Here is a 17,359-nt window from a genome sequence, read left to right as displayed (position 1 = left end):
CCAAACCGACTAAAATAACAGAGAACAAAAGGATCATATTATGTCTGAGCAAAAGTACATCGTCGCCCTTGATCAAGGCACCACCAGCTCTCGTGCTGTAGTGATGGATCATGATGCGAACATTGTCGGTGTCTCTCAGCGCGAGTTTACCCAAATTTACCCGCAAGCAGGTTGGGTTGAGCACGACCCAATGGAGATCTACGCGACGCAAAGTTCAACGCTGATTGAGGTCTTAGGTAAGACCGGGATCCGCAGTGATGAAATCGCCGGTATCGGTATTACTAACCAGCGTGAGACCACGGTGGTATGGAATAAGGAAACGGGCAAGCCTATCTACAACGCCATTGTTTGGCAGTGTCGTCGTACCGCTGAGATCTGCGAAGAGTTACGTGGTCGTGGGCTTGAGTCCTATATCCGTGATAATACGGGTTTGGTGCTTGACCCTTACTTCTCTGGTACCAAGGTGAAGTGGATCTTGGACAACGTTGAAGGGGCCCGTGAAGACGCTGAAGCCGGTAAGTTATTGTTTGGTACCGTTGATACCTGGCTGGTCTGGAAGATGACACAAGGCCGTGTTCATGTTACCGATTATACCAACGCCTCTCGAACCATGTTGTTTAACATCAACGACATGTGTTGGGACCAAAAAATGTTGGATGAACTGGGTATTCCCGCATCAATGATGCCAGAAGTACGCCGCTCTTCCGAAGTGTACGGTCAAACCAACATCGGGGGTAAAGGCGGCACGCGGATCCCGATTGCAGGTATTGCAGGTGATCAACAAGCGGCCTTGTTTGGTCAGATGTGCGTTGAGGCTGGCCAAGCGAAAAACACCTATGGTACGGGCTGTTTCTTGCTGATGAATACCGGGCAGGAAAAAGTCACTTCTAATCACGGCTTGCTGACGACGGTTGCATGTGGTCCACAAGGCGAACCTGCTTATGCGCTAGAAGGGGCGGTGTTTATGGGCGGCGCCTCGATTCAGTGGCTCCGTGATGAGCTAAAAGTGTTAGAAGACGCTCATGACTCTGAATACTTCGCGACCAAAGTCGATACGTCAAACGGTGTCTATGTTGTGCCTGCCTTCACTGGTCTTGGCGCGCCATACTGGGACGCATATGCTCGAGGAACTATCGTTGGCTTAACACGTGGTGTTAACTCTAACCATATTATCCGTGCCACCTTGGAAAGTATCGCTTATCAAACACGTGATGTGTTGGATGCGATGCAAGCAGATTCGGGTATCAAGCTTGCAGCACTGCGCGTTGATGGCGGTGCGGTGGCGAATGATTTTCTGATGCAATTCCAAGCCGATGTCTTGGATACCGAAGTGCATCGCCCTGAAGTAACCGAAGTCACCGCACTGGGTGCCGCTTACCTTGCCGGTATGGCTGTAGGCTTCTGGGACGGCTTGGACGAGCTAAAAGACAAAGCGAAACTGAATCGAAGCTTTGAGCCTCATCAGGACGAAGAAAAACGTAACCGTCGCTACCGTGGCTGGAAACGCGCGGTGAAATGTGCGCAAGCTTGGGCGTCGCTGCACAACGAAGACGAAGATTAATCCTCGTTACCTCTCCTCAAGGGCGCGCATTCGCGCCCTTTTTTTATCATTCCAGCTGTCGCTTTCATGCATGTCTTAACGTCTACAAAAACAGACTGATATAGACAACCTTCCCGTCAAAACGCGCTCGACGCTACGTAATAAGCCAGTATTTAGTTTACATATCATTCAGGCTGTTAACTATTATTCTACATTAGTCACAGACGATAGGTTTTTTTCGAACATTTTTAGTGACCGAAAACGAAAGTTGATATACAGTTAAACCCATAAATAAATGTTCGTTCGCTCAAAAAGGAACAAGGTCGACTAACAATGACTACGCCAACTACTCATAACGAAACTTTACTCGATATTCTGGTCGTCGGAGGAGGCATCAATGGTGCGGGTATCGCAGCCGATGCAGCAGGCCGTGGTCTGAACGTCGGCCTGTACGACGCAAAAGATTTTGCGTCAGCGACGTCTTCTGCAAGCTCTAAGCTAATCCACGGTGGTTTGCGCTATCTAGAGCACTACGAGTTCCGCCTTGTGTCTGAAGCCTTGGCTGAGCGCGAAGTCTTGATCAACAAAGCGCCGCACATTGCTTTCCCAATGCGCTTTCGTTTGCCGCACCGCTCCTATTTGCGTCCCGCGTGGATGATTCGTTGTGGTCTGTTTCTCTATGACCATCTTGGTAAACGCTCTACGTTGCCCAGCAGCCATAAAGTGAATCTGGCCAAAACTGGCTATATGAAAGACGAAATGAAGATTGGCTTCGAATATTCGGATGCATGGGTGGATGATGCGCGCCTGACATTGCTAAATGCGCAATACACCCGCGAGAAAGGCGGCGAAGTACGTAACTACTGCCAAGTGGTCGCGGCAGAGCGTGAGAATACGATTTGGCGTGTCACCTTGGAAGATACCCACACGGGAGAGCGATTCGAGCGTAAAGCGAAAGCCTTGGTGAATGCGACAGGCCCGTGGGTTAAGCAGTTTTATGATGATAGCCTGCACGAGAAATCACCGCGTGGTATTCGTATGATTAAAGGATCACACATTGTGGTGCCACGCATTCATCAAGACCCACAGGCGTACATCTTGCAGAACAACGATGGTCGCATTGTGTTTGTAATCCCTTATTTGGATAAATTCTCGCTGATTGGCACCACAGACGTGGAACACAAAGCCGATCCGCGTGCGGCGAAAATTGACGATGCCGAAGTGGATTATTTGGTCGATGTGGTTAACCAGCACTTTACCAAACAATTGTCTCGAGACGATGTCGTTTGGAGCTACAGCGGTGTGCGTCCATTGTGTGATGATGAGTCTGATTCACCGCAGGCGATCACACGGGATTACACCATTGAACTGGAGCAACAGGGCAATCAAGCGCCGCTCGTATCGATTTTCGGTGGTAAACTCACCACTTACCGGAAGTTGGCAGAGTCAGCCATGCGTAAACTAGCGCCTTTCTTTGACAAGATGGGTCAGCCTTGGACCGCAAATGGTACGCTACCGGGCGGCGACTTTAGCTGCACACGCGAACAGTTGTCAGCATCGTTTATGCAGCGTTATCCTTGGTTAGCGCAAGTGACGGCACAACGTTTTGCAGATACGTATGGCACACGTACACACCAAATGCTCGCTGGCTGTCAAAGTGAAGCGGACATGGGTCGTCGATTTGCAGACGGTGTGTATCAGGCTGAGCTGAACTATCTGATTAAGTATGAGTTTGTTCAGCATGCCGAAGATGCATTATGGCGTCGTACCAAACTTGGCTTGTATCTCTCCGAAGAACAACAAGCCGCGATTGCGGATTATATTGAGCAACAGCGAGGCAGTGTGCGTACCGTTCCGCTCAGTGAAGCGAGCTAACACGACCGGATTGCAACAAGACTCGAACTAAGATGAAAAAGGTGCCATGACGGCACCTTTTTTAGTTTACCCACCTGTCGGCTTGTCTATTTGTTTAATGGGTGCGTGAGCGTCTTGCAGATAATGTGCTGCCGAGTGATGCGGTAATCACCATACCAATGGCGAGCCACTGACGAAGCGCAAGCTGTTCGTCGAGCACCAACAAGCCCGCCATCGCTGCCACGGCAGGCTCTAAGCTCATCATGACACTAAAAGTTTGCTTGGGCATATTACGAAGGGCAATCATCTCTAACGAATAAGGGATGGCGCTAGAGATCAACGCGACAGCAATCCCTAAAGGCAATAAATGCCATTGCAAAATGGCGCCATCGGTCGCGATATAACCGGCTGGTACCAGATACAAAGCGGCAATACTCATGCCCAATGCCACTGTGCCACCACCGGGCGCAAGGTTGCCTGCTTTTTGGCCAAAAAGGATGTAGCCTGCCCAACAACCTCCCGCAGCAAGCGCGTAGGCGACGCCAATCGGATCAAGTGCATCCACACCAGAAAGATCGGGTAAGAGGGTGATGACTCCGCCCACCGCTAAGATAACCCACAGACTATCACGCGCTCGCCGAATGGACAGCAACGCCACGAGTAACGGGCCAGTAAATTCAAGTGCTACCGCAATGCCAAGCGGGATCCGCTCAATGGCAAGATAGAGCAGTAACATCATGCCGCCAAGACAACTGCCGTAGACGATGATGGCTCGCCAATGTCGGCCTCGCGGCCATTGGCGCCAGGGCCGAAAGACAAGGCAGAGTAGCAATGCCGAAAAGCCGACACGTAATGCTGATGTGCCTACCGGACCTACCAGAGGAAATAGCTGTTTGGCAAACGAAGCGCCAAATTGAATGGCACACATTGCGCCAAATACGCTTAAAATCGCTATGAACAGTGCGGGAGCCTGCATGATTGTTCCTCCTTGCCCTCAACAAGGCTCACCTTAACATAGCGACATAAAAAAGCCGCCCCCGAGGAGCGGCGTTTATTGCTTTCATGGCAGAGTTAGAATTTCTGCTTGGCAGAGTCATAGGCACTTTTTAGTGAACCGAGAGCTTGCTCTGCCCCTTGTTTTATTTCATCCCATGCCTCATCGCTTGCATCTTGCAATTCATCGATGCGCGTTTTTGCTTGTGCTTTGCGGGCGCGTAAATGCTCTATGGTTTCGCGATATTCCGCTTTTGCATGCGCGGAGGCAACATCAGCCTTTGCTTCAAGTTTATCAATTTCTTGGTTCCAGCTGTGTAAGCGTTCATGGAACGTATCAATCATCTCTTGGCGGCGCATAACACCTCCTCGGTTAAGTCAGTGGCATTTGGTGACGCTTAACGTCATTGCTTATGCATTTCCGGTTATCTCAAGCTTATCAACGACACGTTCCACGTCTTGTGCGTTTTCCGCCATTAATATGGCTAAATCGCGGGCCGCATCGCTTTTCACCTCGCCAGAGAGTGTGGCAACGCCATCATCAACAGACACTTCGATGTTGGTGCCGCTGATGTCTGGGTCGAGTAGCAAGCTTGTCTTCAGTGACGCCGCAATTTTGGTATCGACCACGGTCTGGCCGAGATCGGCGGCTTGGCTTGCTTGTTGCGAAACAGTGAGTTCGTTTTTAACCCCGGACACGCCGTCTATTTTTTCGACCAATCCACTGGCCAAGCTTTTATCCAGCTCAGTATCCACTTGACCTGTGAGTATCACCACACCTTGCTCTACATCTGTGTCGATATCGAAATTATTGAGGTTTGTGTTCACCAACAGCATGGTTTCAGCTTTACCGTCAATCCAAGCGTCTTTGGCTTGATCTTGCCATTGATTGTTGCTGCTTGCATGCGCGCTTGTGGCACCCAGTGCAAGTGCAAACCCCATTGCGACAAATAAAGGATGAAATCGACCTTGCGGAGTCGTCTTCATTGAACCCTCCTTATTTGATGAATTTGAGCAACCTCGTGGTGTTGCTGAAAGAATCTATTGCGAAGGCCATGCCAAAATTGCAATTGCCTGAAAAATATATAGTTTTTATTTTTTCTTGCTGAGGGCTAAGTCAAGCGAGCTGTAATTTTTACATATAAACCTGTAAAAATGACTTTCATTGTTGAGAGAGCTGTCCGCCTATGGCACGGTAACGAAACACCCATCAAGGAGGCTCGGTGATGTCTCGGATTTCTGTCGCGCTTTTGTTAAGCGAGCAAGATATAAACTGGATGAGCGACATACTGCGTCAGGCAGATGCCGACACGACACGAGTTACGGACGTGAAGCAGGGACTTCAGGCGTGGCAAGCCGCGCCTGCGGATCTGGTAGTGTGTGATCTTGATGAATTGGGAGACGATGCGGAGCTTATCTGGCAACGGATGGAACAATCACCTGACACCGAGTGGCTTTTACTCAGCCGTGGCGACCCGCATCCCGACTGGAATGCCAAGGCGCAACAATGTGTCGCGACGGTTTTTCGTCGGCCCGTGGATCCCGAGTTGGTTCAAGCGTTTATTGATGACACGCTGATGCAGCAAGGACAATCTTGTAGAGCGAGCAAACCGATATTGACGAGTCAAGCGAACCAGTTCGGATACTTGCTTGGCAGTTCAGCGCCCATGCGGCATTTGTACCGAGTCTTAAAACGGCTGGGTCCGACCGGTGCCAATGTATTGGTTGTCGGCGAGAGCGGGGTGGGTAAAGAGCATGTCGCGAAAACCTTACATCGATTAGGTTGTGACCCTAACGCCCCCTTTATGGCGATTAACTGCGGAGCCCTGAGTCCTGAGTTGATAGAGAGTGAGTTGTTTGGTCATGTGAAAGGCGCATTTACAGGGGCACACCAAGACCACGCGGGTATTTTTCATCAAGCAGAAGGCGGCACCGTCTTTCTTGATGAAATCACCGAAATGCCGCAGGCGCTGCAGGTAAAGTTGCTACGTGTGTTGGAATCCGGAGAATATCGCCCAGTGGGCTCGACACACAATCAACGCGCCAATGTTCGTCTTGTCGCGGCGACTAACCGCGACCCACAACAAGCAATCGCATCCTCACGATTGCGTGAAGATATCTACTATCGCTTAGCTCAGTTTGTGGTCAATGTGCCACCCCTTCGGGAGAGAGAGGGAGACATTGAAGCACTGACGACCCATTTTTTAGCTGAACTCAATCATCAATTCCACACCCAGAAGGGGATCGATCCTCAAACGATAAAACGCTTAAATGCCCACCGTTGGCCCGGCAATGTTCGCGAACTCAAGCATGCGATTGAGCACGGCTATTTGCTTTGTGCTGAGACGATTTTGCCCGATGACTTACCGCAAGCGGTGAGCACGCCTACCAATGCACCGACGGCGATCATGTTACCCGCATCGCTTACGTTAGACGCGCTAGAGCGCTTGGCCATTACCCAAACCTTGGCCCGTTGTGATGGCAATAAAACGCGCACGGCTGAAGTGCTTGGTATTAGCCCTAAAACGCTATACAACAAACTGAATCAGTATCAATCAGTCTCTTCGTCCTCAACAGCGGGAGAAAGGATCGATAGCGACCGTGGCTGAATACGAATGTCGAGCTTACGGTCGCGATAAATTTCCCCATCGATGACATAGTAGGTGGTATGCGGAAAGCGCACGGCGACATGGGTAGCCTGTTGATGATGCGTGAAGCGACCGACGGGTGTGTCGAGTAAGCTGGTAAGGGCGAGCTCAGCGAGAGAGAGAACCGCACCAGTCTTGGTTGCCGATGGAGTCAACCAAGTGACGTCGAGCTTGCCATCCGCGTGATTCGGTTGACCACGGCCTTGGGCAAGTAAGGTTGTCATTGGAGCGGCATTGGCAATGACCATGCTGGTGGTTTCAATGGTTTGAGAGGGCTGCTTATCGATACGAATCGATAAGGTCATTTTGGTATTTTGATTTGCCGCACCCAATAAGCCTTGCAAATAGGCCCATTGCCCACTTTGGTTTTTTTGTTCACGCGCCGCATAACGGATCATTTGTTGCTCAAAGCCAACACCTACAACCAATAACGCGATACGGCCATTGCAACGCGCGGTGTCGATGCGATTAGGGATGCCATCAAGAATCACCTCACAAGCGGCATCAATGCTGAGAAATTTCGATTTTATCCCCCAAAGTGCATGACAAAGCGCATTGGCGGTGCCAAGCGGCAGCACCCCGAGCGGCGTGTCGGTGTTGACCAGCGCACGCGCCACTGCATTGACTGTGCCATCCCCGCCTGCGGCAATCACGACATCGGCATGGTGTGCCACGGCGCGACACGCGAGTTGATAGGTACGCCGATTGTGGCGAGTGTGATGGACCACCACGCGATAGTCTTCGCCTAAATAGTCTTGAATATACTGTTTGTGCTTTTGCCACTTACCACCGCCTGCTGCTGGGTTGGCGATAATCCAAGCAATGGGTCGATCAAGTCTTAGTGCACCGTCTTGCTGGAAGCGCGACAGTGCTCGAAATTGGCGCCGATTAAGCTGTGCTTTGGGACGTATTGAGCGGATACTGTTTAGTACGCTGTTTAGGTTTTTGTCCGGCTCAAGGGCCCATAAATATGCCGCAGCCACCATCACAGAGCGACCACGGCCTAACGCACAGTGCACCACCACGGTCTCGCCACGCATGCGTTGCTGATGAATCCACTGCAACGCTCGCATCAGTTGGCTACGGGAAGGATACGCATGGTCGAGGACAGGCACCGAGAGGTAACTGATTTCACGGGTCTCGCTAAAACTGTTTAAGCTCTCAAATTCAGCAGTAACGTCCAAAATGCCGCCAATGCCTTGAGTTTGAATGTAGTTCAGATCGTGACGAGTCAGCCGCGCGCCAACATAAAGCCCGGATGCAATTTTTTGAATAGCAGGCTCGGTATCACGATGACGTGCCCAGCGATTATAAAGGTGCGTGCAAACGAAAAATGGCGCAAATAGTCCATGGATGAGGGTTGGGAGTTGGCCAGTGTATCGCTTGCGGAAAAGGCGTGGTTGATTACGCCAGTATGCAAAACTGACGGCAATAAAGGCAATGCCACTCCAAAGCAGCAGCACATCGAGAGCAAGCCAAGGTGTCCAAACCGTCACTAAAACGAGCGCAGCGCCGATGAGCGCGTAGAGTGGGCCAACGATCACATGTTCTCCTTGCAGGCCATCCGTGTGCGTATCGGTATGATTCGCTTAGGTATCGTCAATGACGACTATAGCCTAGCAGGAGAGGAGATAGAAACGAAAACGGCACGCTATCATTGCGTGCCGTGTAAAGTCTCGTATCAGTTATGGACTGATTAAACGTCTTTCTTCTGTGCTTGTTTCTTTTGCTTTTTCATCGCACGCCGCGCTTCGATGATATGTTTTGCTTCGCCGCCCACGTGTTGCTCTCCACGCTCGCGAGCCAGTTGCACTTGGCGTTCGCGCTCACGAAAACGCGCTTTCTGCTCCTCGGTATGTTTGTCATAACATTTCGGACAGGATACGCCTTGCTCATAGTGTTCGCTTTTCATATCGGCTTTGGTGATCGGTAGGCGGCATGCATTACACATGGCGTACGATCCTTTCTCGAGCGAATGATTTACCGCCACGCGGCCATCAAACACATAGCACTCGCCATTCCAAAGACTCTTACTCTCAGGCACTTCTTCGAGGTATTTTAGGATCCCACCTTCCAAGTGATAGACCTCGTCAAAGCCTTTTTCCTTCAAAAAGGCCGTTGATTTTTCGCACCGAATGCCACCGGTACAGAACATGGCGACTTTTTTATGCTTGCTTGGATCGAGGTGCTTTTCTACATACTCGGGAAAATCACGGAAGCTTTCGGTGTGAGGGTTAATCGCGCGCTCAAAGGTCCCGATTTCAATTTCGTAGTCGTTCCGTGTATCAATGATCAGTACCTCAGGATCGCTAATCAGATCGTTCCATTCCGTCGCCTTCACGTAGGTACCGACTGTATGGCGAGGATCAATCCCCTCAACACCCATGGTGACGATTTCTTTTTTCAGCTTTACCTTGGTGCGATTGAAAGGTTGGCTGTCTTCAAAAGACTCTTTGTAGTCAATGTCCGCAAGGCGAGCATCGTTTTTAAACCAAGCAAACAGGGCATCAATGCCTTCGCGGCGGGCGGCGACGGTGCCGTTAATCCCTTCTTTAGCGAGCAGTAGCGTGCCGCGCACTTGGTTTTTTTCCATCACCTCTTGCAGCGGGGTACGAAGATCTTGGTAGTCATCAAGGGTGACGAACTTATAAAGCGCACAAATAACGTAGGCGGACATGTTGTTTCCTCTTGCTGGCTGGAGCGTAAATCCAGTGCATGGGTTGTGGGTTCAAAAGACGCGCGAAGTATAGCGAATGGCACTGGGGCTAAACACCGGCGAAAAGTAAGGTTAAACGTTTTGTGCCCGTGTTGCTTTGGTTCAGTGCGGGTCGGTTAATTTATTTGTGTTCAAATCAAAGTGCTGCGGTAATTATTCACCGTAGTGCATTACGAAAGGATGCGAGACATGATTGAAGAATGGATTAAYGCCTTTGTAGGCTTTATCTGGGGAAAACCGATGCTGATCTTACTGGTCGGTGGCGGATTGTTTTTCACCCTATACGGAAAGCTCACACCTTTTCGTTATATGGCGCATAGCGTCAAGCTATTAACCGGTAAAGTGGATGATGGCAGCGGTCATGGTGATTTATCTCATCGCAAAGCCTTAGCGGCAGCACTGTCCGGTACGCTAGGTCTTGGCAATATCGCGGGTGTCGCGCTGGCGCTGAGTGCTGGGGGACCGGGGGCGGTTTTTTGGATGTGGCTTACGGCGTTACTGGGGGTATCGACTAAGTTTTACACCTGCACACTGGGAGTCATGTACCGTCACAAAGACGCCAAGGGAAATGTACACGGTGGCCCCATGTATACGGTTCAGCATGGGTTGGGCCCGAAGTTTAAATGGTTGGCGGTGATGTTTGCCATTGCGGGTCTGATGGGATTTGTGCCGTCATTTCAGATCAACCAACTTGGCGCTGTGGTGCAAACTCAACTGTTTCCGGGGGTCGCTTGGTTAGAGAGCAGTGCCTTCTCGTGGGGAATGGGTATTGTTCTCGCCGTGTTCGTCGGCATGGTGATTTGGGGTGGCCTTAAGCGCGTCGCTGACGTCGCTGGGGCTTTGGTGCCTTTGATGGCGGGAAGCTATATGGTCATGGCGGTAGCCGCGTTGGTGCTTAATGCGGAACGCGTGCCCGGTGTGTTCCAGTCTATATTTGCCAGTGCTTTTTCACCGGATGCGATGTTTGGTGGAGTACTGAGTGTGATCATCATCGGTGTGAGTCGTGGTGCCTTTTCTAATGAGGCAGGGATTGGCACTGAAGTCATGGCACACAGTGCGGCTAAAACCAACGAACCCGTGCGTGAAGGTTTGGTCGCGAGCTTAGGTCCTATCATCGATACCTTAATTGTTTGTAGCTGTACCGCTTTAGTCATTCTCGTGACTGGTGTGCTCGATCAAGCTGAGGGTATGCAAGGCGTAAGTTTGACCATGGCGGCTTTCAAAGCGGCGTTTGGTGCGCCAGGCGCGTGGTTGCTCGCTGCACAAGTGCTGATCCTCTCTTTTACCACCGTCTTTACCTTCTGGTATTACGGCYATAAGTGTTTTGTGTATTTGTTTGGCGAAAAAGCCGGCCAGTACTACAAGTATCTGTATCTCTCACTGGTCGTTCTGGGGGCAGTGGTATCACTGGATGTGGTGTTCTTGTTCTTGATCGGTGCGTACGGATTGATGGCGGTGCCGACCATGGTCTCTGGCCTATTGTTAGCGCCGAAGGTAAACCAAGCCGCAAAGGCCTATTTCAGTGGCCGACGTTATCAGTCGCATAGCGGATCACAAGCCACTAACCTTTGAATTAATTTAACAACCAAAAGGCTGCCTAGACGGGCGCGGTTGTCTTCACTCATGATGGAGGAGAACATCACGATAGGCATGGTTTTGTAGGTGTCATTATCGCGTAAGCGCTTGACCAAGTGCATACCATCCATGCGTGGCATCTCGACATCTGAGATAATGGCATCCACAAATTCAGTGATTGCCACACCTTCTTCTTTCGCAATTTTCTCAAACTCCATCAGCTTCTCGAAGGCTTCGCCACCGTCTTTCGCAGACAAAATATTGTAGCCCGCTGAACGTAGCGTATTTTCGATCAGGCTGCGGATAAAGGCAGAGTCATCAACCACCAATACGGTTTTTGCTTCTCGCTTTTTCGCACTGGTTTCGGAAATATTGACGCTGCGGTCTTGAGTTACATCATATTTCTCCATGCTCAACTCTGGGTTGATGTCGGCGATGATTTTTTCAAAGTCGAGAATCATGATGAGGTTGTTGTTTTTACGAACCACCGCGACCACGCAGTCTTGTTCTCCAGCTTCGAGGAATTGACTGGGTGACTCTACTGCTTCCCATGAGATACGGTGGATGCGACTAATACTGTCGATCAAAAAACCGTTCGTCATGTTGTTAAAGTCGGTGACAATCACAAACTTATTGTCTTTCTCAGGGCGGGTTGGCACCCCTAGCCACCCTGCAAGATCAATCAAGGGAGTGAGTTTTTCACGAGAAGAAAACACGCCAATCATATGAGGCTGTGCATTGGGGTAATCGGTTGTTTCAGGCACTTGAATGACTTCACGGACTTTAGCGACGTTGATGCCGTAGTAACAGGTTTTAGTACTGCCGTCCGGAAGTTGTTTCATAAGGTGAAACTCGATGATCTCGAGCTCGTTAGTGCCACTTTCCGTCAGTATTGCGTTCTTTGATGGCTCGTCGTTCATGCCTACCACATTTCCTATCGATAACAGCGAAGATTGCTGACAAACACAGCGATAAAACCAGTATAAGCCTGTGATCAATAAAGCGACAATATTTGCCAAATAATCGAACGGCGTTCTGTGGTCTATCACGCTAAATTCGGCTTGGAAATCAGCGCTAAGTTACAGCTTAGTAACAAAAAAAGCCTGCACTGAGGCAGGCTTTAGTGATTGGGACCACGTAATAGGAATTAAGGTAACGCAACTTCAAGATGATAGTTACCGATCATTTTTCCTTGGTCGTCCAAAAAGCGCGTGTAGGAGAAGGGCTCGAGATCAATGGTCGTTGGCAGACCACGGACCACTTCATTCATCACCTTTCCGGTGATGGCAGAGGTCAACATACCGGTACGGAAATGCCCGCAAGCATTGAGATAACCGTCAATACCCGGCACTGCACCAAGAATCGGCAGTTCATCCGGTGAGCCCGGGCGCAAGCCTGCCCAGCAGCGCTTGATATTCATCTTTTTCAGCTCGGGGATAGACTTCATAGCGCCTTGTGCCAGCTGCTTGATGTACTTCATGTCTGTGGTGGTATCAAACCCACGCTCTTCGGTGGTTGAGCCAATCAAGACTTCGCCGTTATCTTTTTGGGCGATGTAACAATCACTGGTGGTTAAACAGCCATTTAAAAGCTTGGGTAGCTTCTCGGAGACGATCACTTGGCCTTTGACTGGGAAGACAGGCATTGGCATACCCGTTGCCCACAAGCTGAGTTTTTCCGCCCATGCGCCACCGGCGTTGATCATGGTGCCACAACCTAGCTTACCGTTTTCTGTCTCAACCGCGACAACCCGGTTACCTTGTCTCACCACGCCCGTGACTTTGGTATTGAGATATAGCTCGACACCGTTCTGCCGTGCTGCTTCCAAATAGGCCTCGTTGAGGCGATAGGGGTTGATTTGGTGATCCCCCTCAAACTCCATCGCACCAATTGCAGCGCGCGATACATTAGGCTCTTGGGCATGAAGGTCGTCTTGAGACACCCAGCGTACATGCTCTTGGCGATCAGGAATGGCGGCCGCAATATGTTCGGCATAGAGTTTGTCGTATTTATCAAACATGACAAACTTCAGACCGGTACGCTCAAACTTAAAGTCCACACCGTGATGCGTCATCAGGTCATCATACAATGCCGGATAGAGCTGGTTAGACAGCATCGCCATATCGAAGAACGGCTTGGGCATAATGTGCGGTTTGATCTCTGGTGATCCCCCTTCACCGCTTTCCTGCATCTGCTTAGAAAGGGTTTTAAACAGAATCACACCGCAGCCAAGGCCGGTTGACTCGCCCATCGCCCATAGGCCACCGGCTGACGCACGCGAGGCATTTCCGGGGTATTTATAGTCCACAACGGCGATGGATAAGTCGCGCTCGCGGCTTAAATGGTAAGCCACTGATGCGCCGATCACGCCGCCGCCACAAATTACGATGTCGTACTGTTTCATGCGTCATCCTCCAACGCAGCAAAAGGAATAGGGTCGAGTGGGAATCGAGGGCGAATCAAAGGCTGAGGCGACGTCGTGCTCTCATTGAGCCGATCGTAGCAATAGTGCGCACAGGTTTTTCCTTGGCAGTCACCCATGGTAACGCGGGTACGCATTTTCAACGTAATCACATCCTTGACGCCTTGATTGATGGCGTTATCAATGTCCGCCTTTTTCACTTGTTCGCAGCGACAGATCACTGTGTCTTTTTCCGGCAAACTGAGCAGGCCTGGGCGACGGTAGCCTGCCGTATCAAAGCCTTTACGGAAACGGTAGCTCTTTTCGAGCTGATGACGCAGAGCCTTAAACTCATTGTCAAGATTAGGCATTGAAATATTGCGTGCCTTCAGTGCGGAGTACGCCGCAATCTTTCCTTCCAACATGGCGGCTTCTGCGCCGGCAAATTTTACGGTATCACCTGCGCAGTAAACGTTGTCGACACTGGCTCGTTGCCACTCGTCCACCACGGGGATCGCCCCGCTCATGTGATCGTACTGCATATCTAGTCCCATTAGTTGTGCTAGCTGAGAGCGTGCCGCAAAGCCGTAACCCACACCAAGTACATCAGCATTTATGGTTTCGGCACGGCTAACATCTGGGTGCCAGTCTTTACTGTAGGGGGCTACTGTGACTTGCTCGACCTGAGGGTCACCTGAGGCTTTGACTACGCCCCAACCGTAATGCATCGGGATATGGTGGCGTTTGAGATACATCATCATGGACAGACCATCTAGCGCGAGCTGTGGACGGTTGAGGAGGGCGAGCGTTTCACGTGCCAAGTCTTTGAATGGTGCCGCTTCATAGATACCCGCGATATCACAACCGGCTTTGTGAAGCTGACAAGCAACTAAGACAAGCAAAGGACCTGTCCCCGTGATCACGCAGCGGTGACCGGGACGGACCAAGCCGCTTTTTATTTGAAGTTGGATACCCCCGAGAAGCATTACCCCAGGCATATCCCAGCCGGGAAAGGGAATGCTTCGCTCTTGGCAACCGGTGGCGAGGATCAACTGCTCATAGTCAATCGTTGATAGCGTGTCTTCATGGGCAGTGAGGAGGTGTTGGTCCGCCATTGGCCCCAGTACCCGCGTCAAACTGCGCAGGTCAATCAAATCCTGATGCTGGCGATATTGTTCGCGCAGGGATTGTGACGTGGCCTTCCATTTATCATCCAAATGAGGCAGCGCATCAGTATCCCGCCATGGACCACGGTAGACGACGCCACCGGGTTTGGGCGCTTCATCAACAATAATACTCGCGACCTTGTGCTTGGCCAGTGTGACCGCGGCAGACAGGCCGGCAGGTCCAGCACCAACAATAACAACCGGTTTAGACATGGGTTTCTCCTTGCTCGACGGTACTGCTTTCAAGATCCTTGCTCTCAACTACAATGTTGGCTTCAGTGCGGACATCCATATTGGGTTGCACGGCGACTTGACATGCACGTTGTTTATGGCGGCCGTTGATTTCCAGCGTACAGCAATGGCATACGCCCATGCCGCAGTAGGCACTGGCTAATCGGCCATAATCATTTTTAGATAGCGCACGGATATTGCTCGCAAGCAAGGTGCTGAGCACGCTTTCTCCAGCGATGGCAGGAACCGTCTCGCCATTGACACGGATCGAGAAGGTTTGACCAACTGCATCGGTAATGTCTTGTGATCGTTTCATCGTTTTAATTTGCTCATTGGTATGTTGTCGGGACAGTGATGACACCTACTCCACCTGTTTAAGTGAAGGGACCTTATTGTCTTATTTGTTAGGCGAGGCGTATGTTATAGCTGAGTCGTGAAATGCGTGTTACTTTTTGTTTCGTTTTCGTTATTCCTCACAAAAATTAAGGAAAAATAAAAACTATTGTGATCATTATCATGATATCGATCTGTTTTATTGAGTGATGTGAAAGTGAACACTCGATGTGGGGAAGTACGTGCTATTGCGTGAAAGGATTGGTTATGTCATCAATGAGTGATGAGGAGCAGCAATAGTGATAATCAGGAGACGCGAATGACGGAGTCAGGATCTCAATGGTTGGAAGATGTAAGAACGATGCGCGAAACGTTCGATGCACAGAAAGCGCAAGCCTCTCAGACACCATTTTTAGATTATCCTTATCGGCGAGATGCGCTACTGCGCTTGCGTCAGGCCATCAAGAAAAAGTCATCTGCGTTACAACAAGCTTTGAGTGATGATTACGGTTATCGAGCCCCCGTTGATACTGAAATAGCCGACATTCTTCCTTTACTGCACCAAATTGATTACACCCGTCGTCGATTAAAACGATGGATGAAGCCGCAAAAGCGGCGTACCGGGATAACTCTGCTGGGAACGCAATTAGTGGTGCATCAACAACCCAAAGGTGTAGTTGGGATTATCGTGCCTTGGAATTTTCCGATCATGCTGGCCGTGAGTCCGCTGATTTGCGCGGTGGCGGCCGGCAATCGGGTAATGCTTAAGCTTTCGGAGTTCACGCCTAACACCAATCGAGTATTACACGCGTTAATCGCTGAGGTGTTTAGCCCAACTGAAGTGGCTGTGATTGAAGGGGAAGTTGAAGTATCACGCCGTTTTACCGAGTTAGAGTTCGACCACCTCTTTTTTACCGGCTCAACCCAGGTCGGACGACAAGTCATGCTGTCTGCGGCTGATAATTTGACACCAGTGACCCTCGAATTGGGAGGCAAGTCACCGGTAATTATTGATGATCAGATTGATATAGATATCGCGGTGTCGCGGCTTATTTATGGTAAGTGTTTAAACGCCGGGCAGATATGTGTTGCTCCCGATTATGTGCTTTGCCCTGAGCATCGCCAAGAGGCCTTTATCCACGCCTATCAACGGGCATTTCGAGCTCTATACCCTGACTTTGAAACCAATCCGGATTACAGCCAGATCATTAATCAAACTCAAGCGACACGGCTACAAGAAACACTCCAAGATGCCCTTGATAAGGGGGCGCGTCGCTGGTGTGCACTCGACCAACAAACCATGCCGACCGCAGAAAAAAGACGTTGGCCGACCCAGTTGTTGACCCAAGTCACCGATGATATGCGGGTGATGCAAGAAGAGATTTTTGGCCCGCTTCTGCCTGTGGTTACCTATCAAGATTTCTCTGAGGCGTTGAGTTATATTCAGGCGCGCCCGCGACCGCTCGCTTTGTATTTGATGAGCAATGACGTGAAGATACGCACGCAAGTCACCACACAGCTTCACGCCGGCGGGATGGGGATTAATGAAACCTTGTTTCATGTTGCTGCCGAAGATGCGCCTTTTGGCGGCATTGGCGATTCCGGCATGGGGCATTACCACGGCATTGAAGGCTTTTATACCTTTAGCCACAGTAAAACCGTCCTCACCCGCGATAAATGGGACACCAGCTTTTTAGTCAAACCGCCGTACAACCGCTGGTACAAACGCTTAATGCGCTGGTGGCTGATGCGGTAAGCCTGCAAATTTGCACGATAAGGCGTTGCGACATGAGTACTTTCCCCAGTTACTGAACGCATCACTAAACTTTTCTGAGAAATTGATCTATATCTTTGGTTGTTACATAACTGTTAAAAGTGGTGCGAAGCAACCAAAGGAGCGAC

Annotated in this window: 14 protein-coding genes; 5 read left to right on the top strand and 9 right to left on the bottom strand. The window is 50.4% G+C overall.

Annotated elements, in window-relative coordinates:
• Nucleotides 1–40 precede the first annotated feature (40 nt).
• Both glpK and glpD read left to right on the top strand, forming a co-directional pair.
• Nucleotides 41–1,561 (top strand): glycerol kinase GlpK, encoded by a 1,521-nt coding sequence (glpK, locus tag BZJ17_RS03250; protein ID WP_069587491.1) that lies wholly within the window; start codon nt 41–43, stop codon nt 1,559–1,561.
• A gap of 312 nt (nt 1,562–1,873) precedes the next feature.
• Nucleotides 1,874–3,415 (top strand): glycerol-3-phosphate dehydrogenase, encoded by a 1,542-nt coding sequence (gene glpD / locus BZJ17_RS03245; protein ID WP_077639755.1) that lies wholly within the window; start codon nt 1,874–1,876, stop codon nt 3,413–3,415.
• A gap of 94 nt (nt 3,416–3,509) precedes the next feature.
• Here the strand turns inward: glpD and BZJ17_RS03240 are convergent, their stop codons facing one another.
• The 3 genes from BZJ17_RS03240 to BZJ17_RS03230 form a co-directional block, all read right to left on the bottom strand.
• Entirely contained in the window at nt 3,510–4,370 is an 861-nt protein-coding gene (locus tag BZJ17_RS03240; protein ID WP_069587493.1) for a DMT family transporter, read from the bottom strand.
• A 95-nt stretch (nt 4,371–4,465) separates the two neighbouring features.
• The gene (locus tag BZJ17_RS03235; RefSeq protein ID WP_077639754.1) at nt 4,466–4,747 is read right to left on the bottom strand and encodes a hypothetical protein; all 282 of its coding nucleotides are present in this window, start codon (nt 4,745–4,747) and stop codon (nt 4,466–4,468) included.
• A gap of 51 nt (nt 4,748–4,798) precedes the next feature.
• Nucleotides 4,799–5,374 (bottom strand): BON domain-containing protein, encoded by a 576-nt coding sequence (locus tag BZJ17_RS03230; protein ID WP_077454929.1) that lies wholly within the window; start codon nt 5,372–5,374, stop codon nt 4,799–4,801.
• A gap of 239 nt (nt 5,375–5,613) precedes the next feature.
• Here BZJ17_RS03230 and BZJ17_RS03225 point away from each other — a divergent pair, with 239 nt between their 5' ends.
• Complete coding sequence (locus BZJ17_RS03225; protein ID WP_108743768.1) at nt 5,614–6,996, top strand: sigma-54 dependent transcriptional regulator; 1,383 nt, start codon at nt 5,614–5,616, stop codon at nt 6,994–6,996.
• On the opposite strand, the gene BZJ17_RS03220 is transcribed toward BZJ17_RS03225, so the two are convergent.
• The gene (locus BZJ17_RS03220) at nt 6,939–8,579 is read right to left on the bottom strand and encodes a diacylglycerol kinase family protein (RefSeq protein ID WP_157893151.1); all 1,641 of its coding nucleotides are present in this window, start codon (nt 8,577–8,579) and stop codon (nt 6,939–6,941) included. The genes BZJ17_RS03225 and BZJ17_RS03220 overlap by 58 nt on opposite strands.
• Before the next feature lie 152 nt (nt 8,580–8,731).
• Nucleotides 8,732–9,712, bottom strand: coding sequence for a rhodanese-related sulfurtransferase (locus tag BZJ17_RS03215; RefSeq protein ID WP_077639752.1), 981 nt, complete (start codon nt 9,710–9,712; stop codon nt 8,732–8,734).
• 228 nt (nt 9,713–9,940) lie between these two features.
• Here BZJ17_RS03215 and BZJ17_RS03210 point away from each other — a divergent pair, with 228 nt between their 5' ends.
• Nucleotides 9,941–11,323, top strand: coding sequence for an amino acid carrier protein (locus BZJ17_RS03210; RefSeq protein ID WP_198534078.1), 1,383 nt, complete (start codon nt 9,941–9,943; stop codon nt 11,321–11,323).
• On the opposite strand, the gene BZJ17_RS03205 is transcribed toward BZJ17_RS03210, so the two are convergent.
• The 4 genes from BZJ17_RS03205 to BZJ17_RS03190 all read right to left on the bottom strand — a co-directional run bounded on the left by BZJ17_RS03205 (nt 11,287) and on the right by BZJ17_RS03190 (nt 15,440).
• Nucleotides 11,287–12,246, bottom strand: a complete 960-nt coding sequence (locus BZJ17_RS03205) for a chemotaxis protein (protein WP_077639751.1) — start codon at nt 12,244–12,246, stop codon at nt 11,287–11,289. The genes BZJ17_RS03210 and BZJ17_RS03205 overlap by 37 nt on opposite strands.
• Before the next feature lie 227 nt (nt 12,247–12,473).
• On the bottom strand, nt 12,474–13,730 hold the full coding sequence (locus tag BZJ17_RS03200; RefSeq protein ID WP_077639750.1) for an FAD-dependent oxidoreductase: 1,257 nt from the start codon (nt 13,728–13,730) through the stop codon (nt 12,474–12,476).
• Nucleotides 13,727–15,106: an NAD(P)/FAD-dependent oxidoreductase gene (locus BZJ17_RS03195; RefSeq protein WP_077639749.1), complete on the bottom strand. Its 1,380-nt coding sequence runs from the start codon at nt 15,104–15,106 to the stop codon at nt 13,727–13,729. Before BZJ17_RS03195 ends, BZJ17_RS03200 begins: the two co-directional genes overlap by 4 nt.
• Nucleotides 15,099–15,440, bottom strand: coding sequence for a (2Fe-2S)-binding protein (locus tag BZJ17_RS03190; RefSeq protein ID WP_077639778.1), 342 nt, complete (start codon nt 15,438–15,440; stop codon nt 15,099–15,101). The genes BZJ17_RS03195 and BZJ17_RS03190 overlap by 8 nt, the downstream gene beginning before the upstream one ends.
• Nucleotides 15,441–15,776: 336 nt before the next feature.
• Between BZJ17_RS03190 and BZJ17_RS03185 the strand changes: the two genes are divergently transcribed.
• Nucleotides 15,777–17,213 (top strand): coniferyl aldehyde dehydrogenase, encoded by a 1,437-nt coding sequence (locus tag BZJ17_RS03185; protein WP_108743767.1) that lies wholly within the window; start codon nt 15,777–15,779, stop codon nt 17,211–17,213.
• Nucleotides 17,214–17,359 lie beyond the last annotated feature (146 nt).

Origin of the sequence: Salinivibrio sp. IB574, assembly GCF_001996205.1 — a bacterium.
GTDB classification, from domain to species: domain Bacteria; phylum Pseudomonadota; class Gammaproteobacteria; order Enterobacterales; family Vibrionaceae; genus Salinivibrio; species Salinivibrio proteolyticus.
This window is presented reverse-complemented; position numbering and strand designations above follow the sequence as displayed.